Source organism: Microbacterium sp. (assembly GCF_051953575.1).
Lineage (GTDB): Bacteria > Actinomycetota > Actinomycetes > Actinomycetales > Microbacteriaceae > Microbacterium.
Genome location: NZ_JBQCIP010000259.1, coordinates 1 through 22,424, shown reverse-complemented (window position 1 = coordinate 22,424; position 22,424 = coordinate 1). Strand labels below are relative to the sequence as shown.

The window sequence follows — 22,424 nt, the reverse complement described above, 5'->3', positions numbered from 1 at the left end:
GCCTAGAAGCTGCCGATGCCCTTGCCGATCAGCGAGACGCCGATCACGAGCAGCAGCACCGCCATGATGATGGCGTTCTCTCTGCTGAGCCACACGCGCAGCGCGTCGAGCGGCCCGCGCAGCCTCTCGGCCGCGACGAGGTACCCGACGACCGGGACGAGGACCGTGGATCCCGCCAGCAGCGTGAAGATCGCGATCACCAGCACGATCGACCCGGTGTCGAGGCCGGCCGCGCCGATGTCGACGCCCGCGGACGCCGCCATGAGCAGGTTCTTCGGGTTGACCGCCGACAGCAGGAACCCGAGCCCGAACGCCACGGGGAAGGTCACCTTGTCGATCGCCTGCATCCACTTCGGCATCTTCGGCTCTTCGCCCGCCTTCGGGCGGCCGCGCCACTGGCGCACGGCGAGGAGCAGCAGCAGCGCCCCGAGGACCAGCTGGATGACGCCCTGGATCGGCTTGGACGCATCGGGATCCTGGTCGGGGAGGATCGACGACAGCAGCGTGAACACCGTCACCGCGACGACGATGCCGAGCACCCAGCCCAGCAGGAACCCGACGCTCGTCACCCGCGCCTTCGGCGACAGCAGCATGAGGATCGCGGCGATGACCGGGATGGGGCTGATCGCCACACCGAGGGCGAGGGGAAGGATCTCTCCGATGACGGCGCCCATGGGCGTGCCTCCTGGGATGTCGCGGCCGGCTGTCGGACTCACCGTAGCGTGCGGGGCGCGGGAGACGACGACGGCGTCGCACGAAGCGGTGCGCCACCGTCGCGCGCGTGCCACACTGTGGCCATGGATACGGTCGAACCGCCTCGTCTGCGGGCGGAATGGGCGGATCTCACGCCGGTGCGTGAGCAGATCGAGCAGGGCAGGGCGTTGCGAGACCGCACGCCCCGCCGAGCGCTGGCCCAGGTGGTCGGTCAGGACCGCGACCCGATGGGGATCCTCGACGCGCAGGACGCCGTGCGGGTGCCCGAACTCGTCCCGATACGCACCCAGCGCATGTCCGAGAGCGCGTTCGCCTTCTACCGGGGCACCGCGGCGCTCATGGCGGCCGATCTCGCCCGCGGCACGAGCACCGACCTCTCGGTCGGGTCATGCGGCGACGCACACGTATCGAACTTCGGTCTGTACGCCTCACCGCAGCGCACCCTCGTGTTCGATCTCAACGACTTCGACGAGGCGGCGTGGTCACCGTGGGAGTGGGACGTCAAGCGACTCGTGACGAGCATCGTGATCGCCGGCCAATCGGTGTCACGGGACGAGCGCGTCGTCACTGACGCCGCCCTCACCGCCGTGCGGACGTATGCCGCGTCGCTCAGGGCCGGCGTCCTCCGGAGCCCGCTCGACCGCTACTACGACCGATTCGATGCGAACGCCGCCGCGAAGGCGGAGGAAGGCGGAGCCGCCAAAGCGATCCGCGCCGCGATCAAGGACGCGACGAAGCGCACGGGCGAGCGCGCCGTCCGCAAGCTCACCGAGCGCACCGAGAGCGGCAGGGTGCGCTTCGTCGAGGCCGCACCGACGATGACTCACGTGGATCCTGAGCTCATCCGCCGTGTCGAGGGGCTGTTCGAGGCATACCTGCGCAGCGCCCACACCGACATCCGCGTTCTGCTGGCGCACTATTCGGTCGTCGACATCGCCGTTCGCGTCGTCGGCGTCGGCAGTGTCGGAACACGATGCTTCGTCATCGCACTGCAGGACGCTGACGACCACGTCATCCTGCTGCAGGCGAAAGAGGCGGGACCCAGTGTGCTCATCGAGCACGGCGCGATCGCGCAGCCTCCCGGCGTGCGGGAGTACTTCGACGAGGTCGCTGACGGCGGACGCGTCGTCGCGATGCAACGGGTGCTGCAGTCGGTGTCGGACCCGTTCCTCGGCCACTTCGTGAACCGCCACACCCTGGACGGCCGCATCCGCTCGTTCTACATCCGCCAGTTCCACGATATGAAGGGCGGGTTCGAGGTCGACACGCTGGAGGACGACGCGTTCCGCTGGTACGCGCAGGCCTGCGCCGCGACGCTCGCCCGGGCGCACGGGCAGTCGCCGCGGGCCGCGACGGTGTCGGGCTACGTCGGCACCGGACGCGCCGCAGGCGAGGCCATCCTCGAGTGGGCGCACGCGTATGCCGACCTGTCGCGAGCCGACTGGGAGCTGTTCCGCGCCCACCGCGGGGTGTAGTCGCACTCACCCGGGCGGATGCGCCGCCAGCCACTCCTTCGCGACACCCTTGGTGACCTTGAGCAGCCATGCGTCGGTCACGACTTCGCGCAGCAGGTCGAGGTCGATCGCGTCGAGCCGCACCAGGACGGCCGGGTAGCCGTCGAAGTGCGGGATCGTGAAGAACGCGTCGGGGTAGGTCTCGATGAGCGCGAGCTTCGCCTGCTCGCCGTCGGTGCGGATGCCGACGACGACGCCGTCCGGCCACTCCCGGCCGAGGGCGGCGAGCTGCTGCAGATCGTGGGCACGGGACCCCCGCTCCCAGACGAAGCCACCCGACGGCGTGCGCCACGAGACGCCGCCGCCGTGGCCGTCGAGGCGTTCGACCACGCCGGGGAAGCCGAGCGCGATGGCCCGCACATCGTCGAGGGTCGCCATCTGCCCATCATGCGCCCGGTACCCGCGTGGTCCGCAAGCCCCCGTGCGCCGTCTTCCTCGCGCCGGACGGCGCTCTGCGGCGTGGCCGACTCAGACGGCGTCCGCGGCCGCCCGCAATCCGGCGACGTCGATGCGCCTCATGCCCTGCAGCGCCGCGCCGGCGGCCGCGGCCCGCCGCGGGTCGGGGTCGGTGAGCAGCTCGACGAGTGCGCGCGGCACGACCTGCCACGACAGGCCGAAGCGGTCCTTCAGCCAGCCGCAGCGGCCTTCTTCGCCGCCTTCCGACACGAGCTCGTCCCAGTAGCGGTCGACCTCGGCCTGATCGGCGCAGTCGATCACGAACGACACCGCCTCGGTGAACGTGAACTGCGGGCCGCCGTTGAGACCGAGGAACGGCTGCCCGTCGAGCTCGAACGACACCGTGATCACGGGGCCGTCCTCGCCCATGCGGCTGACGTCGGTGATGCGCGAGTCGGGGAAGACCGACACGTAGTACTCCGCCGCGTCGAGGGCCTGACCGTCGAACCAGAGGTTGGGGGTGATGCGAGGCATTTCGGTTCCTTCCGTCGTGGCCGCCCGAACGGCGGCTTCATCAGGGAGTCGGAGCCGATCGGCCGTTCTCGACATCCCCGCCGGAAGTTTCTCGGGATCCGTCTTCGGCGGAACCGGAGAGGCGGGATGCTGCATCGGCCAGGTACCGGCGCTCCGCCTCGTTCGCGGTCCGGGCCGCAGCCGCGCGGAAGGCTTCGGCGGCCCCCGGGCGGTCTCCGGAGAGCTCGTACAGGTGCGCCCGCACCGCGTGCACGCGGTGGTGGTCGCCGAGCGCGGCGGCGGCGGCATCCACTCCCTCCATCGCGGCGGCGATGCCGTCGGTCATCGCGACGGCGACAGCGGCGTTGAGGCCGACCATGGGGTTGTCGGTGAGGCGCGCGAGCGCACGGTAGAGGCCGGCGATGCGCGGCCAGTCGGTGTCGGCGTACGAGGGCGCCTGGTCGTGGACCGCGGCGACGGCGGCCTGCAGCTGATACTCGCCGACCTCACCGCGGCGCATCGCATCGGTGAGCAGCACGACGCCCTCGGCGATCAGTGCCGGGTTCCAGCGCGTGCGGTCCTGCGCCGGTAGTGGCACGAGGCGCCCGGCGGCGTCGACGCGGGCCGGGCGGCGCGCCTCGGTCAGGAGCATGAGTGCCAGCAGGCCCGCGACCTCGGCGTCGGCGGGGAGCGAGGCCTGCAGCATCCGGGTGAGCCGGATCGCCTCGGCGGCCAGATCCGGCCGCGCGAGATCGTCGCCCTCGCTGGCGACGTAGCCCTCGTTGAACATCAGGTACAGCACGTGCAGCGCCGACCGCATGCGCGCATCCCGTGCATCCTCGGGCGGCGGCTCGAAGCGTCCGCCCGCGGCCCGCAGTGTCGCCTTCGCCCGGCTGATCCGCTGCGCCATCGTCGCCTCGGGGACGAGGAACGCCGCCGCGATCTCGCGCGTCGTGAGTCCGCCCACCGCCCGCAGCGTCAGCGGGATCGCAGCGCCCGGGGTGAGCGCCGGGTGGCAGCACAGCAGCACCAGGGTGAGCGAGTCGTCGACGTCGCCGGCGGCGGGCTCGTCGGCGGCCGGCGCTTCACGGTCGTCCCAGGCCTCGCGCTCGCGCCGGCGACGTGCGTCGGCCGAACGGTAGGCATCGACCAGCCGCCGCGACGCGACCGTGACCAGCCACGCGCGCGGGTCGTCGGGAACACCGGCCTGCCACTGCTCCGCCGCAGCGATCAGCGCCTCCTGGACGGCATCCTCCGCGCCGTCGAAGTCGCGGTTGCGGCTCGCGACGATCGCGAGGGCCCGCGGCGCGTGCTCGCGCAGCAGCGCCTCGAGCGTCCAGGCATCGGACTCCGGCGTCACAGGTCGTCGGTCGCCGGCGCGCCCATCACCTGGCGCACCTCGATGGGCGCCTGCACCGGTGCGCCGCCGGGTCCCGGCGCCGCCGACACGAGCGCCGCGATCTCGAGCGCACGATCCCACGACTCGACGTCGACGAGCCGGTACCCGGCCAGCAGCTCCTTCGTCTCGGGGAACGGGCCGTCGGTCACGACCGGCGTGCGCCCGTCGCTCGTCACGATGCGCGCCGCCTCGGGCCCGGCGAGCCCGACCGCGTCGATCAGCTCGCCGAGCTCGGCCAGCCGTGCGTTGAGCTCCTGCTGGAACGCGATATGGGCTTGGGCGTCGGATGCCGTCCACTCGGTCATCGGCGGGGCGTCCGAGGCCGTGGGGCCGTAGGTCTGCAGCAGCATGAAGCGCATGCCGTCATCCTGACAGCGCGGCGGCGGTCACGGAACCCTGGGCAGCGGCTCGACCGCGAACGTGAACGCCCGGCCCTGGCGGAAGGGCTCGACGAACTCGAAGTTCTCGTACGCGATGCCGCCGGGGATGGCGGCCTGGCTCATCCAGTAGGTGTACCGGCCGTTGACCTGGGCGACGAGCGCCGGGTCGGGGTCGTCGGCGCGCCACGTCTGCACCGCGGGGCGGCCGACGTAGGTCCAGTGCTCGGCCGTGCCGGCGGCGTGGACGGCGAGGTGCGGTTCGTCCTCGTCGGGCACGGCCGACACCGACACGCCGGCTCCGTCGCGCACGAGCCGGTCCAGGCCGAACCGCGCGTGATCGGCGAAATGGACGTCGGTGTAGTCCGGCCAGAGCTCCGCCGCGTGCGCCGCGCCGTCCGCGAGCTGCAGCGTGCGCAGGCGCGCCCAGTTGCCCATCGTCGCCGTGAGCACACAGGCGTCGAGTTCGACCGACGACGTCCTCCGATATGCGGCGACCGAGATCTCGTGCGGCCGATCGGCACGGAACACCGCGCGCACCCACACGTCGGCGCCGTTCGCGACCGGCTCGACCCCGACGTCGACGGTCAGCGTCTCGACGCCGGCCACTTCGGCCACGGTGCCCCGCGCGGGCTCCCGCGGGTCTCGGGGCGCGGGATCGTCAGGATCGTCCGTCGACCACAGCCGCAGCCCCGGCACGTCGTCGAGCCGGCTGCGCTCGAGCTCGGAGTAGCCCCGCTCCGAGCCGCCCGCCGGGATCGGCTCGACCGCGATGAAGTTGAGCAGCCGCTCGCGCGGCTGGTCCAGGTACGGCGTGTACAGGCGCAGCAGCCCGCGCGGGCCGCCGATCGGCGGCAGCCCGAGCTGCATCCCCTCGGGGTGGCCCCACCGCGGCTCGCGCGGGCCGTCCACGGCCGCCGGTCTCAGCCAGCGCCCGTCCGTCGTGGCCTCGGCCCATTCCCGACCCTCGCCGTCGTGCGCCATTCCTCTGCGCTCCGCGGTGCCGATCACAGCCCGGCGACGCGGCCGACGAGGTTCACCCTGATGCCCATGCGGTCGAGCATCGCGGCCTTGGCGACGAGCGCCCGGTCGGCGGTCTCGGCATCGGGTGCGTAGACGAGCTGCGCGTGGTTGGCCTTGTGCCGTGCCATGAACTGGTCGCGCGTGACGTCGTGCAGCACGACGTGCGCGATCGGCCACTCCGGGTTGGTGGCGTCCTTTCGGCGCTGCGTCTCTTCGGCCGGAAGCTCGACGACGGTGCCGCGGAAGATGTCGGCCTGCAGCATCCCGTCCGCGATGAAGACCCGCGAGATCACGACCTCGCCGGGCTTCGACACGCCGTTGATGGTCGAGCCGCCGGCCGGGAAGAACACCGGGCCCTGCCGCCAGCCCTCCGCCTTGTGCCACCCGCCGAGGTGCGACGCGGGCACCGATCCCGAGATCTCGTACACCCAGACGAACTCGCCGTCGAAGTCCTCGCCCCACCGGACGTCGTGCAGCGTGTTGTCGGGAACGAGACCCATGGCCGTCCACACCCGGTCGGTGACGAGCGCGTCGACCGCGACGCCCTCGTCGGCCTCGTTGAAGTGCGGGAACGCGCGCCCCGCGAACAGCTCGCGCGACCCGTCGCGCGAGAGCACGGGCGGACGCTCCGTGGAGTTGAGGATGCCTTCGGCGAGATCGGATGCCGGCACCAGATCCTTCAGTCCCTGCTGGTACTGGATGCCGACGGCGTCGAGCCCGAAGTCGTCGGCGATGCGCAGCGCCGCGATGTACATCTTCAGCTGCCAGCGCACCTGCGCCTCGGTCAGCTCGGTCTTCTCGTCGGTGCCGAAGCGGAACGTCATGCCGCGATCGGTCAGCCAGTCACGGGCGGCGTCGGCCTCGGCATCCGTCACGTTCAGCATCTCGGCGTACAGGGCCGACTGCGACAGACGCTCCTTGTAGATGCCGGTGCGGTTGAGCAGCTCGTCGTCGAAGATCGCGTTGTACATGCCCATGCAACCCTCGTCGAAGACGCCGATGATGGCCTTCTCTGCGAGCAGCTGGTCGCCCAGGGCCCGCCCGAGCTCGACCTCCGGGGTGTCGGGGAGCGCTGGCAGCGGCCGCACGTGCGAGGCGTCGTGGGTGATGCGGCCCGTCTCGGTCCACTCCTGCAGTCCCTGACGGAACCAGTCGTCGGTGAAGTCGACCGACCAGATCGACGCGTAGTCCTTGCCCATCTTGGTGAGACCGGCGTTGAGACCGAGCAGCCCGACGAGGCCCGGCCAGTCGCCGGCGAAGTTCGCGACCGTGAGGATCGGCCCCTCGTGCGTGCGCAGTCCGCCGAGCACGTGGTGGGAGTACTGCCACACCGCCTCGGCGACGATGAGCGGCGCGTCGGCCGGGATGGTCTTGAAGACCTCGAGGCCCATGCGCTGGCTCGAGATGAAGCCGTGACCGGTCGCGGGGTCGACGCCGTTGGCCCGGATGACCTGCCAGCCGAGGTCGTTCAGCACCCCGGTCACCCCGGCTTCGAGCTCGACCTGGGTCGGCCAGCCGGCCGCGTTCGCCGACTCGCGCAGGTCGCCCGACGCGATGAGATAGGCGGTCTTCGGCGGCGCGGCCTGGGGCTCGCGGACGGCGGGGAGGCGGTAGCCGGTCATGGGGTCTCCTGAGGTGAGGGGTCTGCGACGGCCGTGCCCGAGCGTGCGGTGACGCTCTCGCCGGCCGTCAGGGTCAAGGGGTGGGGATGCTCCGCCCGCACGGGACGCCCGCGCAGCTCGAGGCGGTCCAGGGTCAGCGAGCCGCCGTCGACGCGGAGCGTCAGCTCGTCGCCGTCGATCTCGACGCGGCCCCAGGCGTCGCCGGCCGTGAACAGCCCGCGGAACGGGCCGCCCGAGGCAGGGGCGAACGAGAGCGTGCGGGCGGGCGCATCCCACTGCACGCCGCTGAAGGCGAGCAGCAGCGCCCACGATGCGAGCGAGCGCGCATAGTGGTTGCCACACTCGATCTCGTTCCACGGGCTGCGGTACTCGCCGTCGTAGCGGGCGCGAAGGGTGCGTTCGAGGATGAGTGCGTCGTCGACGAGGCCCGCATAGGCGAGGGATGCCGCCACCTGGTGCTCGACGCCCGTCCAGACCTCGTCCGAGTAGACGAAAGGGATGTCGGGCCGGCCGCCGCGCGGCCACGATGCGAGCAGCAGGCCGCCTTCGTCGTTGAGCGCGTACACGCGCTGTGTGCTCTCGTGCGCCGACAGGTCGGTGCGGTGGTTGTGGGCGACGATCGCGCCGAGCGCGCTGCGGAGGCGGTCGCGCGGCAGCAGGTCGCCGAGGCCGTTGACCCACGCGTGGAACTGGCCGAGCAGCTGGTCCGACAGCACGCCCTCGCCGTACTGGTACCGGTGGCCGTCGACGTCGTCGATCACCTGCCGGTAGTACTCCCCGTTCCAGAGGACCTCGTCCATGCGCGCGGCGACACGGTCGGCGCGATCCAGCCAGTCGGCGGCCCGCGCCGTCTCGCCCAGGTGGGCGGCCATGCGGGCGCCCGCCCGGAGCGCTGCCGCGAACATGCCGTTGGCGAGCGGCTCCACCCCGTGGAACTCGATGTCGTAGGTGTTGTGCAGCTCACCGTCCAGCAGACCGTCTGCGTCGCCGTCCCACTCCCTGATCGCGTGCTCGAGCGTGCGGACGGCGGCCGGCCACGATTCGCGCAGGAAGCCGTCGTCGCCCGAGAAGCGCCATTCGCGGTGCAGCCGCAGGAAGGTGCCCAGCTGACCGTCGACCGCCGGCCCCATGAACCACGGCGCGCCGCCGAGCACGCGGTTGCTGCGGAACTTCTGCGCGCCGTCGCGATCGGTCTCGAGCAGGAACTCCACGCGGCGCGCGCTGCGCTCCAGCGACGGGAACAGCCACGCGAGGGTCTGCGCGTACGACCACACGTGCGTGCAGGTCCCCTCGCACGAGCCCACGTGGTCGAACGAGCCCTCCCAGGCGGCGAACACCGGTCCTTCGCCGAGCTCGGGGTTCGGCGTCTCGACGACGAATGCCGTCGTCGACCGCGCTGCGGCGATGTTCGCGCCCACGGCGTCGGCGATCACCGGGTCGAGCGTGCCGCCGTAGAGCGCCTCGACGAAGGCGAGCGTGGTCGCCTCGAGCGCCGGCAGCTCGCGATGCAGATGGGATGCCGCCGCCCACGCGTCGGGCCACAGCACCGCATACCGGTTGCGCACGATCCCCGCGTCGGGCCGGTCGTCGGCGACGATGTTGCCCCGCCACGACCGGCGGCGGTTCGGGAAGCTCCAGGCCAGCATGAACTCGAAGTCGCGGCTCTCGCCGGGCGCAAGCTCGTGCACGATGCCGAGCGAGCCGGTGCGCAGGCGGGGCAGGCGCTCGAACAGCTCCTCCTCGTCCATGGCGCCGTCGACGGCGGAGTCCGCGAACAGTCCGCGCGGGCGATCCTCCAGCGTCAGGCGGGGCTCGGGCGCCAGCATCCCGTCGTCCGACAGGTCGTTCCAGAACAGCCGCGCGCCGTCGGGCCAGAAGCCCGTCACCCACTGCGGCTTCGCCGTGGTCGACTCGTCCGTCGTGGTGAGGCTCAGCGTGCCGTAGTCCGGGTCGTCCTCGGGCAGCCGGATGCCGAAGTCGAGGCCGCGGACACCTCTCTCTTCGCGCCAGCGCACGGTCTGCTGCGCGCGCATGCCGAACGGACCCCCGCCGCGCCCGGCGGTGTGGCTGACGCTCCCCGCGATCGTCACGCGCACGGGCCGGTCCGACGGGTTCGTGACGCGGTAGCGCAGCACCGCGGCCGGGATGCCGGAGGCATCGGGGTCGAGCGGCACGAGCGGCGTGAACGCCCGCAGCGACACGTCGACGGGCAGCACGTCGTCGTCGAAGTCGATGTCGACCACCGGGTACTCGCCGTGCATGGTGGCGCCCCGCAGGCGTGGGAGCCCTGCCTGCCACTCGAACAGGAAGCCGGCATCGATGTCGCGGCGACCTGTGATGCGCGCCTCGAGCACGCGGGTGACCGCATCGCCCGCATCGCCGCCGTCGTCGCCGAGTGGCGCCGCGTGGATCGCGAAGAACGAGTACGGGTTGATGCGGCCCTTGTCGGGGGCGTTCTCGAACTCCCAGTCCCTCAGCTCGCCCCGCGCACCGAGCGACACGTTGCCCGTGCCGATGCCGCCCAGGGGGAAGGCCGCGCGCTGTGCGGTGTGCGGGATGCCGCGAGCCCGCCACTGCGGGTCGGTCCGGCCCGTCATGCCATCGCCTCCTGAGGCTGCGACTGAAGCTGCCCGGCCGCCAGCTCGTGGACGAGCTCCCGCGTCGAGGCGTACAGGCGCAGGTAGCGGTCGAAGAGGTCGTCGTAGAACGCCTCGGCGTCGGGGTCGGGGCGCACGGTGTGTGCGACGGGGTTCCAGTCGGCGATGCGGGGCGGCCCGTCCGCGGTCGCCGCGGCGGCGAGGAAGGCTGCGCCGTAGCTCGCGCCGATGGTGGTGCGCGGCACCTCCTGCACGAGGCCGGTGGCGTCCGACACGATCTGCAGCCAGAGCCCGCCCTGCGTGCCGCCGCCGACCGCGACGATGCGGCGGATGTCGGCGCCCGCGGCGCGCATCGTCTCGACGTTGTGCCGCACCCCGAGCGCTGTCGCCTCCAGGGCTGCGCGATACAGGTCGCCGCGCGTGTGGTCGAGGGTCAGCCCGGCGATCACGCCGCGCGCATCCGGGTCGAGGATGGGCGTCCGCTCGCCGGCGAAGTACGGGAGCATGAGGATCCCGCGCGCCCCGCGGCCGGACTCCTCCGCCTCGGCCAGAAGCGCCGGGTAGTCGGCATCCGTCAGCTCCTTCAGCCATGCCGTCAGCGCGCCCGACGTCGCGAGACCGCCCGCCAGGTTGCGGGTGCCGGGGAACGCGCCGACCGTGGTCCACATCGACGGGGTGCGCAGCGTCTCGGCGCCCGTCGCGATCAGGAACATGGTCGTGCCGTACATCAGCATCAGGTCGCCGTCCTCGTGCGCGCCGACGCTCACCGCCTCTGTCCAGGCGTCGATGGTCCCGGTGATGACGGGGGTTCCCGAAGCGATGCCGGATGCCGCGGCCGCGGCATCGGTCACGGTGCCCGCGACCTCGCCCGCCCACGAGAGCGAAGGCGCCTCGATGCCGGGCGCGAAGCGGCGCCACCACGGCTCGTGCCAGGCCTCGGCCTCGACGTCGTAGAGCGGCGAGCACTGGCTGGCGGACTGGTGATCGAGCACGTACGCACCGGTCAGCCGGCGGACCAGCCACGACGCGGGCATGAACAGCCGGCGCGCCCGCGCGAACGCGTCGGGCTCCTCGTCGGCGATCCACGCGATCTTGGGGCCTGCGGCCTGTGACGTGAGCGTCGAGCCGCCGATGCGCACGATCTCGTCGGGCCCGAGCTCGCCGGTCATGCGGGCGATCTGCGTGCCGGCGCGCATGTCGACGCCGTAGAGGATGGCGGGGCGCACGGGCTCGTCGCCGGCGTCCGCCAGCAGGACGCACGGCCCCATCCCGCTCACTCCGACGGCGACGACCTCGGGCTCGACCCCCTGCTCCCGCGCCCGTTCCGGCAGCTCGCGGGCGAGCGAGACGAATTCGTCCCACCACACCCGGCCGTCCATCTCCACCCACGAGGGGCGCGGACGGCTGACGGTGTGCGCACGCGTCGCCGCGGCGACGATGCGACCGGTCTCATCGACGAGCACGCCCTTGCTGCTGGACGTGCCGATGTCGACACCGAGCGTGCAGCGGACGGTCATCGGATCCTCCTCGATCGCGAAGCGCCGAGACGGCGAACGCCGTCGGGCGAATGCGTCCACTGTAGACGAAATCGATTTCATGATCAACCGCACGAAACCGCCTCCGGCATGAAACACCGCTTGCGGGATCAGCCGCGCGGCGTGGCGCGTGCCGGCTGCACCTCGTTGCGCAGCACGACCGTGCGCGCCGGCTGGTCGTCGCCGTTGATGCGCTCGAGCAGCATCTTCGCCGCCGTCACGCCCATGTGCCGGGCGGGCAGGCGCACGACCGTGACCGCCGTCGGCGAGAGCGTCGTGAACGGCAGCGATCCGACGACCGCGACGCCGAGCTTGGGGGGCGTCAGGCCATGCTCGGTGAGCACCTGGATCGCACCGACCCCCAGCATGTTGTTGCACGCGACCACGGCATCGGGCGGCTCGGGAAGCGCAAGCAGCTCCTCCATGACCTCGCGGCCGCCGTCCACGCGGAACGTCGAATACCGCAACAGCTCGTCGGGGTCGCCGTCGGGGAGGTGCCGGGCGAGCACCGCACGCCAGCCCTGCGCCCGCTCGTAGGCGGTCTCGATGTGCTGTGGTCCGGTGATGCACGCGATGCGCCGGTAACCGGCCTGCACCAGGTTCTCTGTCGCCGCCTGGCCCGCGGTGCGGTTGGCCATCACGACCCCGTCGATGTCGTATCCGGTTCCGCGGTCGACAGCCACGACCGGGCGGCCGGTCGCCATGAGCTCGTCGAGGTTGGTGTGATCCGAGGCTGCCGCGAGGATCACGCCGGCCATGTGCTCCGAGATCGCGATCTGGAGGTACGTGGCCTCCTTCTCGATCTGCGAATCGGTGTTGCACAGCACGACCGAGTAGCCGGCCTGGGAGGCCACGTCCTCCACGCCGCGTGCCATCTCGGTGAAGTACGGGTTCTCGATGTCGGGGATCACGAGGGCGATGACCTCGGAGGCCTGCCGGCGCAGCGTGCGGGCGGTCCGGTTCGGGGTGAACTTCAGCTGCCGCGCCGCCTCGCGCACGGCGAGGGTCTTCTCGTCCGACACCCCCATGCCGTTGAAGACGCGCGACACGGTCGCCGGCGACACTCCGGCGAGCTTCGCGACCTCGTAGATCGTGGCCATGTCACACCGCTTCCCCGTGCTCCGGCTCGCGTTGACATGCCGGTCAGCCCACAATACAGTGTTGAAATCGATTCCAAAATATCGACTTCTGATCGACCCAGCGCGCTGGTGCACGGCGCGCAGACACGAGGACGTGCCGCCCGATGAACGCTCCCCAGCTCCCCTCCCCCGACCTCTCGTCCATCGCCTCGCTGCGATCGCTGCAGACCCGGTCGATCTCGCCCGAGAACTTCGACGGCGCGGTCGGCGGCGGCGGTCGCGCGACCGATGGCACCGGCGCCTCCTGCGCCCGGGACCTCGGACCGGGCTGGAAGATCTCTCCCAGCGTCGACATCAAGGCCGGCGAGACCTTCGACCTGGCGAACATCGAGGGCGGCGGCAGGATCACGCACATCTGGATCACGACGCATACCGACAACTGGCGCACGCTGATCCTCCGGGCCTACTGGGACGGCGCGGACGAACCGGCGGTCGAAGTCCCCTACGGCGACTTCTTCTGCAACGGCTGGGGCGTCTTCGCCCAGGTGAACTCGCAGGCGATCGCCGCCAATCCGAACGGCGGCTTCAACTCCTACTGGCCGATGCCGTTCCGCACGGGCGCACGGCTGACGATCGAGAACACGTCGGTGCTCGACGTGCGCGTCTACTACCAGGTCACCTACGAGATCGGCGGCGACTACTCGAACGAGGGCTACTTCCACGCGCAGTGGCGCCGCTCGAACCCGCTCGCAGAGCTCGTGCCGCACACGATCCTCGAAGGGATCGAGGGCCGCGGCCAGTACGTCGGCACCTACATCGCCTGGGGCGTCAACTCCAACGGGTGGTGGGGCGAGGGCGAGATCAAGTTCTACCTCGACGACGACACGGACTACCCGACGATCTGCGGCACCGGCACCGAGGACTACTTCGGCGGCGCGTGGAACTTCGACATCCCGGGCAACGGGTACACCGAGTTCTCGACGCCGTACCTCGGCATGCCCCAGGTGATCCGCCCCGACGGCCTCTATGTCAGCCAGCAGCGCTTCGGCATGTACCGCTGGCACCGGCTCGACCCGATCTTCTTCGCCTCCGGCATCCCGAAGGTCGACATCCAGGCGCTCGGCTGGCGCAGCGGCTGGCGCTACCTGCCGCTGCGCGACGACATCGCCTCGACCGCGATGTTCTACCTCGACCGGCCGACGGCCCGCCGCCCGAAGTCGCCGAGCGCCGACGACATGGAGGTGCACCTAGGCACCGCCCCGGTGCCCGACATCGGCGCGACGCCGCCCCGCGCCCCTCAGGACTGACGTCACAAGGCCGCCCCGCCGGATCGCTCCGGCGGGGCGGCCTTCTGTGCGGACCTACTTGAGCGGCTTGCCGGGCTTCTCGGGCTTGCCGGGCTTGTCGGGGAACTCCGGCCGCGGCGGGCGCGGGTCGTAGTGCACGGCGGTGATCGTCGACGCACAGCCCTCGCACGACGTGAGGATCGCCCGATCGGCGGTGGCCGTCGTCGTCACGACGAGCTGCGAGTCCGTGCGCGAGGCGTCCCGCCGCACCGTCGCCGCGAACGACAGCACGAGCGTCTCGCCCGCCGGGATGTCACCCGACCATCGCAGAGTCGTGCCGTCGAGCACGGGTGCGCCCAGCGAGGACCGGATGGATGCCGCACCCAGCGTCGCGTCGTCGACGAGACCCGCGAGGTCCACGGCGAGCGCCACGCCCTCCGACGTCGCACTGTCGGTCGAGGCCCGGACGGTGTAGGTCACCACGTCGTCGCGCACCACCTTGCTGCCCGCCGCCGGGTCGGAGGTCACCGCGACCGTGAGGCCGGGCAGCTGCTCCTTCGCCTTGACGAGCGACAGGTCGTCGATCTGCACCCAGCGGTCGCCGTTCAGATGCGTGCCGACGAACGCCTGCACCGCGGTGCGGTCGCCGCTGTGGAACGTGACCGAGTACCGGGTGTACGCGCCGACCGCTTCGAAGGTCGTCTCGCCGATCGTCGCTCCGCCGGCACCGAGCTCCCGGACGCCGATCGAACCTTCCGCGGGTGCGCCGCCGGTGACGACGAACCCGGTGAACGTGTACGTCGTGTTCGGCTCGACGGCGACGTCCTGGTGCACGTCGATCCAGCCGGCATTGAACCGCATCCACCCCTGCTTCGTGCCGCCGTAGGCCCACGAGTGGTTGACGTCGATGCCGCAGTTGCCGGTGCACGCCCAGGGAGCGGGCATGCTGCCGTCGACCGCGCGCTCGAAGCCCGGATCCTCGATGAGATTGGGGTTGACGACCCTGCCGTCGCGGTCGATCTCGGCCCGCATCAGGTAGGTGTTGTACGGCTCCCACTGCGAGAGCGAGAAGTACAGGTCTCCGCCGTCCGACCACGGGTGCATGTACCCGCCGTACAGGCCGGGGTAGTCCGCGAAGCTCGCGAGCCGCTGCCCGGCGCTCCACGGCCCCTCGGGCGACGGCGCGGTGCGCAGCACCAGGTCGAGGTTCTCGTCGAGGTAGGTCATGAGCCACCCGCCCGTGTAGTCGCTGTACTGCACCGACAGCTCCGCCACGTTCGGCGGCACGATGGCGACGGCCGCTGACTCCTCGGCGACCCACGACGTGCCGTCCCAGTACGTGTAGGCGGTCTTGTCGAGCAGCTGCGCCTCGGGCACGCGCGCGACGTGAGCGGCGCCGAAGCGGCCGTTGGGCGTGCCGAACATGTACACCCAGCCGTCGTGGCGCTCGAACGCGACCATCTGGAACGGGTCCTGACCGTCTGCGGTGTTGGTCCACTGCGGCCCGTCGGTCGAGTTCCACGTCTCGCCGTTGTCGTCGGAGTACGCGATGCGGCTGTAGTTCGTGTCCCATTTGCCGGGGTCGCCCCATTGGCGCACCGACATGAAGGCCAGGTACTGGCGCGAGCCGACGGCGATGCCGGCGGTCGGGATCGTGGTGATCTCCTGTCCGTTGACCTTGAGCGACGGGATGAGCTCCCCCGCGTGCCCGGGGGCGTCCTCCACCGCCGAGTCGAACGTCATGCCGTCGGCGAGGTCGGTGTCGCTGCTGCGCAGGAGCACGTTGGAGCGCCAGTCGCCGCCTCCGCCGCCCGGCCCGGTCCAGTCCCCGAACGTGTCGCCGAACGCCGTGAGGATCTGCCCCTCCCCGTTGTCCCACATGATGCCCAGGTCCGTCCCGGTGACGCGCCACCGGGCATCGGTGGCGCTCGTGGACTTCGGCCCGGTCATCTTGCCGACGACGACCGCCGGAGAGTGATCGGCGGATGCCGTCGGCACGGCTGTCCCGACGGCCGGGGCCGCCGCCGCGCCCACCGGGACGATCGCCCCGATCGCGAGCGCGCCGATCGCCGCGAGGGCGGCGGTGGTCGTTCTGAATCGTCGCATCATTGCGCCTTTCCGTATCGTCCTCCCGCGCCTTCCGCGGGGGTCTGGATCACGTCACTTGAGGCCGGCCATCTTGATGTTGCCGATGATCTGGCGCTGGAAGATGAGGAACAGGATCACGACCGGCGCCGCGGCGAGCACCGACCCGGCGATCAGCAGGCCGAGCTCTGTGCTGCGCTCGGAGCGGAACGTCGCCAGGTACTGCTGCACGACGAACTGGTCGGGCGACGTGATGGTCATGATCGGCCACACGTACGAGTTCCAGTAGGCGAGGAACGCGGTGATCCCCATCACCACGAACGGCGGCTTCGACAGCGGCAGGAAGAGCTTGGTGAAGATGCGCATGCGGCCGCAGCCGTCGAGCATCGCCGCCTCTTCCAGGCTGGACGGGATGCTCAGGTAGAACTGCCGGATGAAGAAGATCATCCCCGCGCTCGCGGCGCCCGGGATGACGAGGACGGCGAGCGTGTCGAGCATCTGCAGGTTGGTCACCACGATGAAGCTCGTGAGCAGGATCGTCATGCCCGGGATGAACATCGTCGTGATGACGATGACCCACAGCGTCCGCTTGAACCGGAAGTCCAGGCGCGCGAACGCGTACGCGGCGAGCGAGTTGACCGCCAAGGCGAGCACCGTGAACAGCACGGCTCCGAGGAAGGTCCACAGCATCGTGCGCGTGAACGTCGGATCGGCGAGGATCTGCGCGTAGTTCTGCCAGCGCCACACCTCGGGAAAGAACTGGAACGGGGTCTGGATGACCTCGGTCTTCGACTTGAAGCCGGCGATCACCATCCAGGCGAGCGGAAAGAGCGCGGCGACCACGAAGGCGATCCCGACGATCGTCTTGCCGATGGCGTACAGCCACCAGGCGGTGTCGTGGTGACGGCGGCGCGGGACGATCGCCGTGGCGACGGGGGCATCGTGAACGGCGGTCACGTCAGTCCACCAGCCTCTCGGAGTTGACGAAACGGAACACCAGCGCAGAGACCGTGCCGAGCACGACGAACAGCAGCAGCGCCGCCGCGATCGAATAGCCGACGTTGATGTCGTTGCGGAAGTGGTTGAAGATGAACAGGTTCGGCAGGGTCGTCGAGTTCAGCGGTCCGCCGCCGGTCATCACGAGCGGAAGCTCGAACTGCTGGATCGCAGCGACGAACCCGGTGATCAGCAGGTAGAGGAAGACGTTCTTCATCTGTGGGAGCGTGATGAAGCGGGTCTTCTCCCACCAGTTCGCGCCTTCCATGGCGGCCGCCTCGTAGTACTCGGCGGGGATGTCGACCATCGCGGCGACCATGATGAGCGATGTGAGGCCCATGCCCAGCCAGATCGCCGGGATCGCGATCGCCAGCAGCGCCCACGCCGGGTCGCCGATCCACGCGATGGGGTCGACGCCGAACCCTGCCAGCATCGCGTTCAGGATGCCGCCGGAGTAGTTGTAGATCAGGACGAAGATGATCGAGGTGATGACCGACGAGATGATCGTCGGGATGTAGATGCTCACCTTGAGCAGGCTCGCGAACGAGCGCGACACGCTCACCACGAGGCTCGAGAAGAAGAAGGCCAGGATCAGCATCGGCGGCACCGTCATCGCGACGAAGACGAAGCCGCGACCGATCGCCTCCCAGAACAGCGGATCGCTCAGCACGTTCGTGTAGTTGCGGAACCCCACGAACTGCGGGTCCTTGTAGAAGCTCCAGTCCTGGAAGGACAGGTAGCCGGCGTACACGGCGGGCCAGATCACGAAGATGCCGAGCAGCACCACCGCGGGGAGGATCAGAAGATAGGCGATCCTGCCGTCGCGGTACCGGAACCGGTCGTGACGACGCTTGTCGCGGCGTCCGCCCGGCAGGACCATCGTCTCGGTCTCGGTCATCATCGTCTGCGTCGCAGTCATTTCCTCACCTCACTGGGGACGAGCACGGGGCAAGCGCCCTGGCGCAGGTCCGGGGGCCGACGCGATCGGCCCCCGGACCTCCGGAGCCGGTCAGGACTTCGGTGCCTTGCTGGGCAGATCGTCGCGCTGGATGACCGTGTTGATAGCGTCCTCCGCGGTCTTGATTGCGTCGTCGGCCGAGGCGGCGCCCTTCATGACCGACTCCATCGCGGTGCCCACCGCGAGCGAGACGTCCCACGGGTAGGTCGGCTCGGGGATGGCCGTCGGAACGATGTCGTTCATGACGATGGGCGACCAGGGTGCGTCCGCAGCCTTGGGGTCGGCCGAGACGGCGTCCTGCACGTCGGTGCGCACCGGCACCTTGGTGAACTGGGTGTTCACGAAGAACGGCACGAGAAGGTCGGGGTCCCCCGCCAGCGCCCACGTGAGGAAGTCCGCGGCGGCCTGGGGGTTCTTCGACTTGGCATCGATCACCCATCGGAAGTTGCCGAGGGTCGTGGCGGTGTCGCCGAGAGCGTCGTCGGCGTTCGGGAAGGCTCCGATGCCGGTCTTGGTCAGCAGGTCGGAGTAGTCCGACCCGATCTCGGACATCATCCACGAGCCCGAGACCTTGAACGCGACCTTCTGCTCGCCGAAGTCCTTGCCGCCGACGTACGCGTCGAGCGCCTGCTGGGGCATGTAGCCCTCGTCCCACAGCGTCTTGTAGTTCGCCATCAGCTGGCGATAGCCGTCGTTGTCGATGTCGGGCGCGGTCCAGTCCTCGTTCAGCGCGGTGTGGCCGGCGAAGTTGTACTGCTGGCCGACCGACGACCACGCGAAGGTGACCGCGTCGCTCGCGGGCGAGATGCAGTACTGACCGTCGGCGAGCGTCGGCTTGATCGCCGCGCACATGTCGAGCAGCTCGCCCCAGGTGGTCGGGCCCGTCTCGGGGTCCAGGCCCGCGGCCGACAGCAGGTCCTTGTTCCAGAACAGCACCGTCTGCGGCTCGAGCAGCAGCGGGTAGGCGTAGTACTTCCCGTCGAGCTGCGAGATGGGCTGCGCGGGGTCGATGATCTCGTCGAGCTTGTCCTGTGGGACGAGATCGTTGAGCTCGTGCAGCTGCCCCGCGTTGACGGCGTCGGTGATGCTCGCCGAGAACGTGTAGATGTCGGGGGCCTTGCCCGCGGCCTGCGCCGACTTCATCTTCTGGTCCCACGCGTCGGCGGGGACCTCGGTGTCGACGACCTTGATCTTGTCCTGCGACGCGTTGAACTTCTTCACGATGTCGGCGTACCAGTCGTTCTCGACGGGCGTGAAGGTGCGGTGCCAGAACTGGACGGTGGTGACGCCGTCGGCGCTGGAGTCGTCTCCACCGCCGGCACTGCAACCCGCGAGCACCGTGCCCGCGGCCGCCGCGGCTGCGACGGCGAGCAAGAGCCTGCTGTTTCTCTTGTGCATTCGTCCCTCCTCAGGAACACGACTCTTCGGTGAGTCGGAGCTGTGGCCGGTCAGGGGAGCCCGGTCGACCGGTCGAGCGGCACCCCGTCGTCCTGCGCGGATCGCCTCTGACCTCGTCTCGGTCAGGTTAGACGAAATCGATTTCATGCGCAATGGTCGGTGACGGTCGATTCTGCTGCCCGCACCGCGCTCGCGAGGCGTGCGGGGGCCTGAAACCGGGGCGGATCACGCCCGAATGCGGCTTTCGGCGCCGGGATGCGGCATCCATTCGTTCTATATCGATTTCACAACGCGTGGTCTGCGGGCGGGTTACGGAGCCTTCTCCAGGTCGGCCGAGAACCAGAAGACGTTGTACGGGCCCCACAGCGAGAGCGTGAAGTAGATCCGCCTGCCGCCGTCGGCGACGTACCGCGGATTCAGGTACGGGGAGTACAGCCCAGGGTAATCGGAACCGGGGACGAGCAGCACGGGGTCGTTCCACGGACCCCACGGCGTGATCCCCTCGCGGATGTACGCGCTGCCCCCGTCGGAGTACGTCATGATCCAGCGGTCGAGGTAGTCCGACCACATCACCGACAGCTCGCCGATCGTGCCCTGTACGACCAGCTCGGCGTCGGTGAGGTCGTGCGACCAGCGGGGCTCGCCCCCGGCCACGCCCGAGAAGTACGTGTACGCCGCCTGGTCCTCGACGGCCTGCTGGTTCGCAGGGACGCGCATGAGCGCGACCCCGCCGAACCGCCCGGACGGGATCGACCAGAAGTAGACGTACTCCTCGCCGCCGTCGGTCACGTGGACGGGAGCGACCTGGATGAAGTTCGAATCCCCCGGCCAACGCGGCGAATCCAGGGGCGTCCACGTCTCGCCGCGGTCCGTCGACTTCGCCAGGCCCGCGTAGTTCGCGTCCCATGCACCGGGCTCGCCCCAGTGCGACACCGACATGTACGACAGGTACAGGGTGTCGCCGATCGCGAAGCCGTGCGTGGGGATCTTGGTGACCTCGCCCCGCCCATCATCGATGTCGTGCTCGCCCTCGACGAGCGCCTCGGCCCAGCCCAGGTCGTCGGCGGGCGCCCACGAGTCGAACGTGATGCCGTCGGAGGGGTCGTCGTCGGTCGTCCATGCCGACACGTTGGAGCGCCAGATGCCGCCCTGCCCGCCGGTCGAGTCGGGGTCGCGCTCGCCGAACGTGTCGCCGAAGAAGAAGTACGTGCGATCGCCGAGGTTCGTCATCGATCCGAGGTCGGTGCCGGCGACCGCCGCGTTCCTCGTGTCGTTGATGCCGTCGGGCCCGGTCAGTTGCGCGATCTGCGTGAGTCCGCTCACCCCTGACAGCACGAAGGGCTTGTCGGCGTCGGGGTCGACCGTGGGCGGCCCGGCGGCTGCGCACGCGGCGAGTCCGGCGGCCAGGATCGTGGATGCCGCCGCCGCGGCGATCCGCCGGGTTCGGGCTCGTGGTCGGGAACGCGGCAGAGACATGATCCTCCTCGATCGTCGGTGCCACGATACGGCGAGGAGCACGGTTTACGAAATCGATTTCATTCGGTGGAGCGGCCCGCGTGCTCCAGGACGGACGTCGCCGGGTGGCGGCATCCCCTCCCCGAAGGGGCGTCAGTCGGCGTCGTCCGCCGGCAGATCGATCGGGGTGCGCGGGCGCCACACGACCACTTCGGTGGCACGGCGCACGCGGGTGCCGTGGCGCAATGTCACGACCGAACCGGTGGAACCGGCGGCGAACACGCGGGCGCCCGGACGCTTCTCGAGCTCGGCGCGGACGCGGTCCTCGAGATCGCGGACGCGGCCGTGCAGCTCATGCACACGGGCCTCGAGCTCGAGGATGCGCATGATCGCCGGCAGGCCGATGCCGTCCGACGACATGCGGGCCACCTCGCGCAGCTGCTCGACATGGCGCAGCGAGTAGCGGCGGGAGCCGCCCTGGGTGCGGGCGGGCACGACGAGGCCCAGCCGGTCGTACTGCCGGAGGGTCTGCGGGTGCATGCCCGAGAGCTCGGCGGCGACGGCGATCGCGAAGATGGGCGCGTCCTCGTCGATGTCGCGTTCCTCAGCCATCTGCCTCACCTCCTCCCCCTATGGTCACGCGCGAGAACAGGAGATCTGGCGGAGCCAGGACGTCTCACGTGGATTCATCCTGTGCTCGCCGGATCCCCTGTTCCGAGCAAGCATCTCAGCCCCGGGCCTTCGCCATCATCTCGGCGCGCGGGTTCTCTTTCGGCTCCAGGCTCTGGAAGCGCTCGAGAGCCTCGCGCGCGGCGTCGTCGAGGTGCGACGGCACCGCCACCTGCACCTCCGCGAGGAGGTCGCCGGTGCCCTTCGCCGTCTGGACCCCCCTGCCCTTGACGCGCAGCACACGCCCCGAGGGCGTGCCGGGCGCGACCCGCAGCTTGACGGGATCCCCGCCGAGCGTCGGCACCTCGATGGTGGCGCCGAGCGCCGCCTCGGTGAAGGTCACCGGGACTGTCACGCGCAGGTTCAGGCCGTCCCGCGTGAAGACCGGGTGCGGACGCACCGTGATCTGCACGACGATATCGCCGGACTCGCCGCCGTCGGGCGACGGACGCCCGCGGCCGCGGAGCCGGATCTTCTGCCCGTCGGCCACGCCGGCGGGGATCTTCACCTTGAACGGCTTGCCGTCCTCGCCCTGCAGGGTGATCGTCTCGCCCTGCACGGCGGTGCGGAAGTCCAGCGTGGTGCGGGCCGTGACGTCGGCGCCGCGCTGCGGGCCACCGAAGCCTCGGAAGCCGCCGCTCGGCTGCCCGAACCGGCCACCGCCGAACGAGCTGCCCTGGCCCTGGTTGAACATCGCGAAGATGTCCTCGAAGTCGGCGGTCTGGCCGCGCCCCTGCTGTCCGAACCGGCTGAAGACGTCTTCGAACCCGCCGGCGCCCGAGCCGCTCGCCGTGAAGCGAGCGCCCGA

Annotated in this window: 19 protein-coding genes; 2 read left to right on the top strand and 17 right to left on the bottom strand. The window is 70.4% G+C overall.

The genetic code is table 11. The features are described from left to right. Window positions 1–2 precede the first annotated feature (2 nt). Window positions 3–674 (bottom strand): GAP family protein, encoded by a 672-nt coding sequence (locus ACTHNQ_RS16485; protein WP_440335038.1) that lies wholly within the window; start codon window positions 672–674, stop codon window positions 3–5. Between the two features lie 123 nt (window positions 675–797). On the opposite strand from ACTHNQ_RS16485, the gene ACTHNQ_RS16480 reads away from it, so the two are divergent. Then, window positions 798–2,189, top strand: coding sequence for a DUF2252 domain-containing protein (locus ACTHNQ_RS16480; protein WP_440335037.1), 1,392 nt, complete (start codon window positions 798–800; stop codon window positions 2,187–2,189). Window positions 2,190–2,195: 6 nt separating this feature from the next. Here the strand turns inward: ACTHNQ_RS16480 and ACTHNQ_RS16475 are convergent, their stop codons facing one another. The 9 genes from ACTHNQ_RS16475 to ACTHNQ_RS16435 form a co-directional block, all read right to left on the bottom strand. Beyond that, window positions 2,196–2,606, bottom strand: coding sequence for an MmcQ/YjbR family DNA-binding protein (locus ACTHNQ_RS16475; RefSeq protein ID WP_440335036.1), 411 nt, complete (start codon window positions 2,604–2,606; stop codon window positions 2,196–2,198). Between the two features lie 90 nt (window positions 2,607–2,696). Next, window positions 2,697–3,158 (bottom strand): VOC family protein, encoded by a 462-nt coding sequence (locus tag ACTHNQ_RS16470; protein ID WP_440335035.1) that lies wholly within the window; start codon window positions 3,156–3,158, stop codon window positions 2,697–2,699. A 40-nt stretch (window positions 3,159–3,198) separates the two neighbouring features. Further along, on the bottom strand, window positions 3,199–4,497 hold the full coding sequence (locus ACTHNQ_RS16465) for an RNA polymerase sigma factor (RefSeq protein ID WP_440335034.1): 1,299 nt from the start codon (window positions 4,495–4,497) through the stop codon (window positions 3,199–3,201). Next, complete coding sequence (locus tag ACTHNQ_RS16460; RefSeq protein ID WP_440335033.1) at window positions 4,494–4,895, bottom strand: YciI family protein; 402 nt, start codon at window positions 4,893–4,895, stop codon at window positions 4,494–4,496. The genes ACTHNQ_RS16465 and ACTHNQ_RS16460 overlap by 4 nt, the downstream gene beginning before the upstream one ends. 27 nt (window positions 4,896–4,922) lie before the next feature. Continuing rightward, window positions 4,923–5,897: a hypothetical protein gene (locus tag ACTHNQ_RS16455; protein WP_440335032.1), complete on the bottom strand. Its 975-nt coding sequence runs from the start codon at window positions 5,895–5,897 to the stop codon at window positions 4,923–4,925. Window positions 5,898–5,920: 23 nt separating this feature from the next. Further along, a complete protein-coding gene (locus ACTHNQ_RS16450) occupies window positions 5,921–7,558 on the bottom strand; it encodes a fucose isomerase (protein ID WP_440335031.1) in 1,638 nt (545 codons plus the stop codon). Next, window positions 7,555–10,155, bottom strand: a complete 2,601-nt coding sequence (locus ACTHNQ_RS16445) for a GH116 family glycosyl-hydrolase (RefSeq protein ID WP_440335030.1) — start codon at window positions 10,153–10,155, stop codon at window positions 7,555–7,557. The genes ACTHNQ_RS16450 and ACTHNQ_RS16445 overlap by 4 nt, the downstream gene beginning before the upstream one ends. Further along, window positions 10,152–11,672, bottom strand: a complete 1,521-nt coding sequence (locus ACTHNQ_RS16440; protein WP_440335029.1) for an FGGY-family carbohydrate kinase — start codon at window positions 11,670–11,672, stop codon at window positions 10,152–10,154. The genes ACTHNQ_RS16445 and ACTHNQ_RS16440 overlap by 4 nt, the downstream gene beginning before the upstream one ends. 128 nt (window positions 11,673–11,800) lie before the next feature. Continuing rightward, window positions 11,801–12,790, bottom strand: coding sequence for a LacI family DNA-binding transcriptional regulator (locus tag ACTHNQ_RS16435; protein ID WP_440335028.1), 990 nt, complete (start codon window positions 12,788–12,790; stop codon window positions 11,801–11,803). 143 nt (window positions 12,791–12,933) lie between these two features. Between ACTHNQ_RS16435 and ACTHNQ_RS16430 the strand changes: the two genes are divergently transcribed. Continuing rightward, window positions 12,934–14,076 carry a glycoside hydrolase family 172 protein gene (locus ACTHNQ_RS16430; protein ID WP_440335027.1) on the top strand — a complete coding sequence of 381 codons (1,143 nt, stop codon included), beginning with the start codon at window positions 12,934–12,936 and terminating at the stop codon, window positions 14,074–14,076. Between the two features lie 54 nt (window positions 14,077–14,130). Here the strand turns inward: ACTHNQ_RS16430 and ACTHNQ_RS16425 are convergent, their stop codons facing one another. The 7 genes from ACTHNQ_RS16425 to ACTHNQ_RS16395 form a co-directional block, all read right to left on the bottom strand. Then, the gene (locus ACTHNQ_RS16425) at window positions 14,131–16,161 is read right to left on the bottom strand and encodes a DUF4185 domain-containing protein (RefSeq protein ID WP_440335026.1); all 2,031 of its coding nucleotides are present in this window, start codon (window positions 16,159–16,161) and stop codon (window positions 14,131–14,133) included. 54 nt (window positions 16,162–16,215) lie between these two features. Next, a complete protein-coding gene (locus tag ACTHNQ_RS16420; RefSeq protein ID WP_440335025.1) occupies window positions 16,216–17,097 on the bottom strand; it encodes a carbohydrate ABC transporter permease in 882 nt (293 codons plus the stop codon). Between the two features lies 1 nt (window position 17,098). Next, complete coding sequence (locus tag ACTHNQ_RS16415) at window positions 17,099–18,055, bottom strand: carbohydrate ABC transporter permease (RefSeq protein ID WP_440335024.1); 957 nt, start codon at window positions 18,053–18,055, stop codon at window positions 17,099–17,101. Window positions 18,056–18,145: 90 nt separating this feature from the next. Beyond that, window positions 18,146–19,492, bottom strand: a complete 1,347-nt coding sequence (locus ACTHNQ_RS16410) for an ABC transporter substrate-binding protein (RefSeq protein WP_440335023.1) — start codon at window positions 19,490–19,492, stop codon at window positions 18,146–18,148. Between the two features lie 309 nt (window positions 19,493–19,801). Next, a complete protein-coding gene (locus ACTHNQ_RS16405; protein WP_440335022.1) occupies window positions 19,802–20,968 on the bottom strand; it encodes a DUF4185 domain-containing protein in 1,167 nt (388 codons plus the stop codon). A gap of 132 nt (window positions 20,969–21,100) precedes the next feature. Further along, complete coding sequence (locus tag ACTHNQ_RS16400; RefSeq protein WP_440335021.1) at window positions 21,101–21,559, bottom strand: heat shock protein transcriptional repressor HspR; 459 nt, start codon at window positions 21,557–21,559, stop codon at window positions 21,101–21,103. A 115-nt stretch (window positions 21,560–21,674) separates the two neighbouring features. Then, on the bottom strand, window positions 21,675–22,424 hold a 750-nt coding region (locus ACTHNQ_RS16395), incomplete at its 5' end, for a DnaJ C-terminal domain-containing protein (RefSeq protein ID WP_440335020.1).

Coding starts and splice junctions, on each gene's coding strand:
- ACTHNQ_RS16400 (WP_440335021.1), bottom strand. CDS start 21,559: ATGGCTGAGGAACGCGACATCGACGAGGACGCGCCCATCTTCGCGATC.
- ACTHNQ_RS16430 (WP_440335027.1), top strand. CDS start 12,934: ATGAACGCTCCCCAGCTCCCCTCCCCCGACCTCTCGTCCATCGCCTCG.
- ACTHNQ_RS16450 (WP_440335031.1), bottom strand. CDS start 7,558: ATGACCGGCTACCGCCTCCCCGCCGTCCGCGAGCCCCAGGCCGCGCCG.
- ACTHNQ_RS16475 (WP_440335036.1), bottom strand. CDS start 2,606: ATGGCGACCCTCGACGATGTGCGGGCCATCGCGCTCGGCTTCCCCGGC.
- ACTHNQ_RS16485 (WP_440335038.1), bottom strand. CDS start 674: ATGGGCGCCGTCATCGGAGAGATCCTTCCCCTCGCCCTCGGTGTGGCG.
- ACTHNQ_RS16440 (WP_440335029.1), bottom strand. CDS start 11,672: ATGACCGTCCGCTGCACGCTCGGTGTCGACATCGGCACGTCCAGCAGC.
- ACTHNQ_RS16460 (WP_440335033.1), bottom strand. CDS start 4,895: ATGCGCTTCATGCTGCTGCAGACCTACGGCCCCACGGCCTCGGACGCC.
- ACTHNQ_RS16405 (WP_440335022.1), bottom strand. CDS start 20,968: ATGTCTCTGCCGCGTTCCCGACCACGAGCCCGAACCCGGCGGATCGCC.
- ACTHNQ_RS16435 (WP_440335028.1), bottom strand. CDS start 12,790: ATGGCCACGATCTACGAGGTCGCGAAGCTCGCCGGAGTGTCGCCGGCG.
- ACTHNQ_RS16480 (WP_440335037.1), top strand. CDS start 798: ATGGATACGGTCGAACCGCCTCGTCTGCGGGCGGAATGGGCGGATCTC.
- ACTHNQ_RS16425 (WP_440335026.1), bottom strand. CDS start 16,161: ATGCGACGATTCAGAACGACCACCGCCGCCCTCGCGGCGATCGGCGCG.
- ACTHNQ_RS16445 (WP_440335030.1), bottom strand. CDS start 10,155: ATGACGGGCCGGACCGACCCGCAGTGGCGGGCTCGCGGCATCCCGCAC.
- ACTHNQ_RS16455 (WP_440335032.1), bottom strand. CDS start 5,897: ATGGCGCACGACGGCGAGGGTCGGGAATGGGCCGAGGCCACGACGGAC.
- ACTHNQ_RS16410 (WP_440335023.1), bottom strand. CDS start 19,492: ATGCACAAGAGAAACAGCAGGCTCTTGCTCGCCGTCGCAGCCGCGGCG.
- ACTHNQ_RS16415 (WP_440335024.1), bottom strand. CDS start 18,055: ATGACTGCGACGCAGACGATGATGACCGAGACCGAGACGATGGTCCTG.
- ACTHNQ_RS16470 (WP_440335035.1), bottom strand. CDS start 3,158: ATGCCTCGCATCACCCCCAACCTCTGGTTCGACGGTCAGGCCCTCGAC.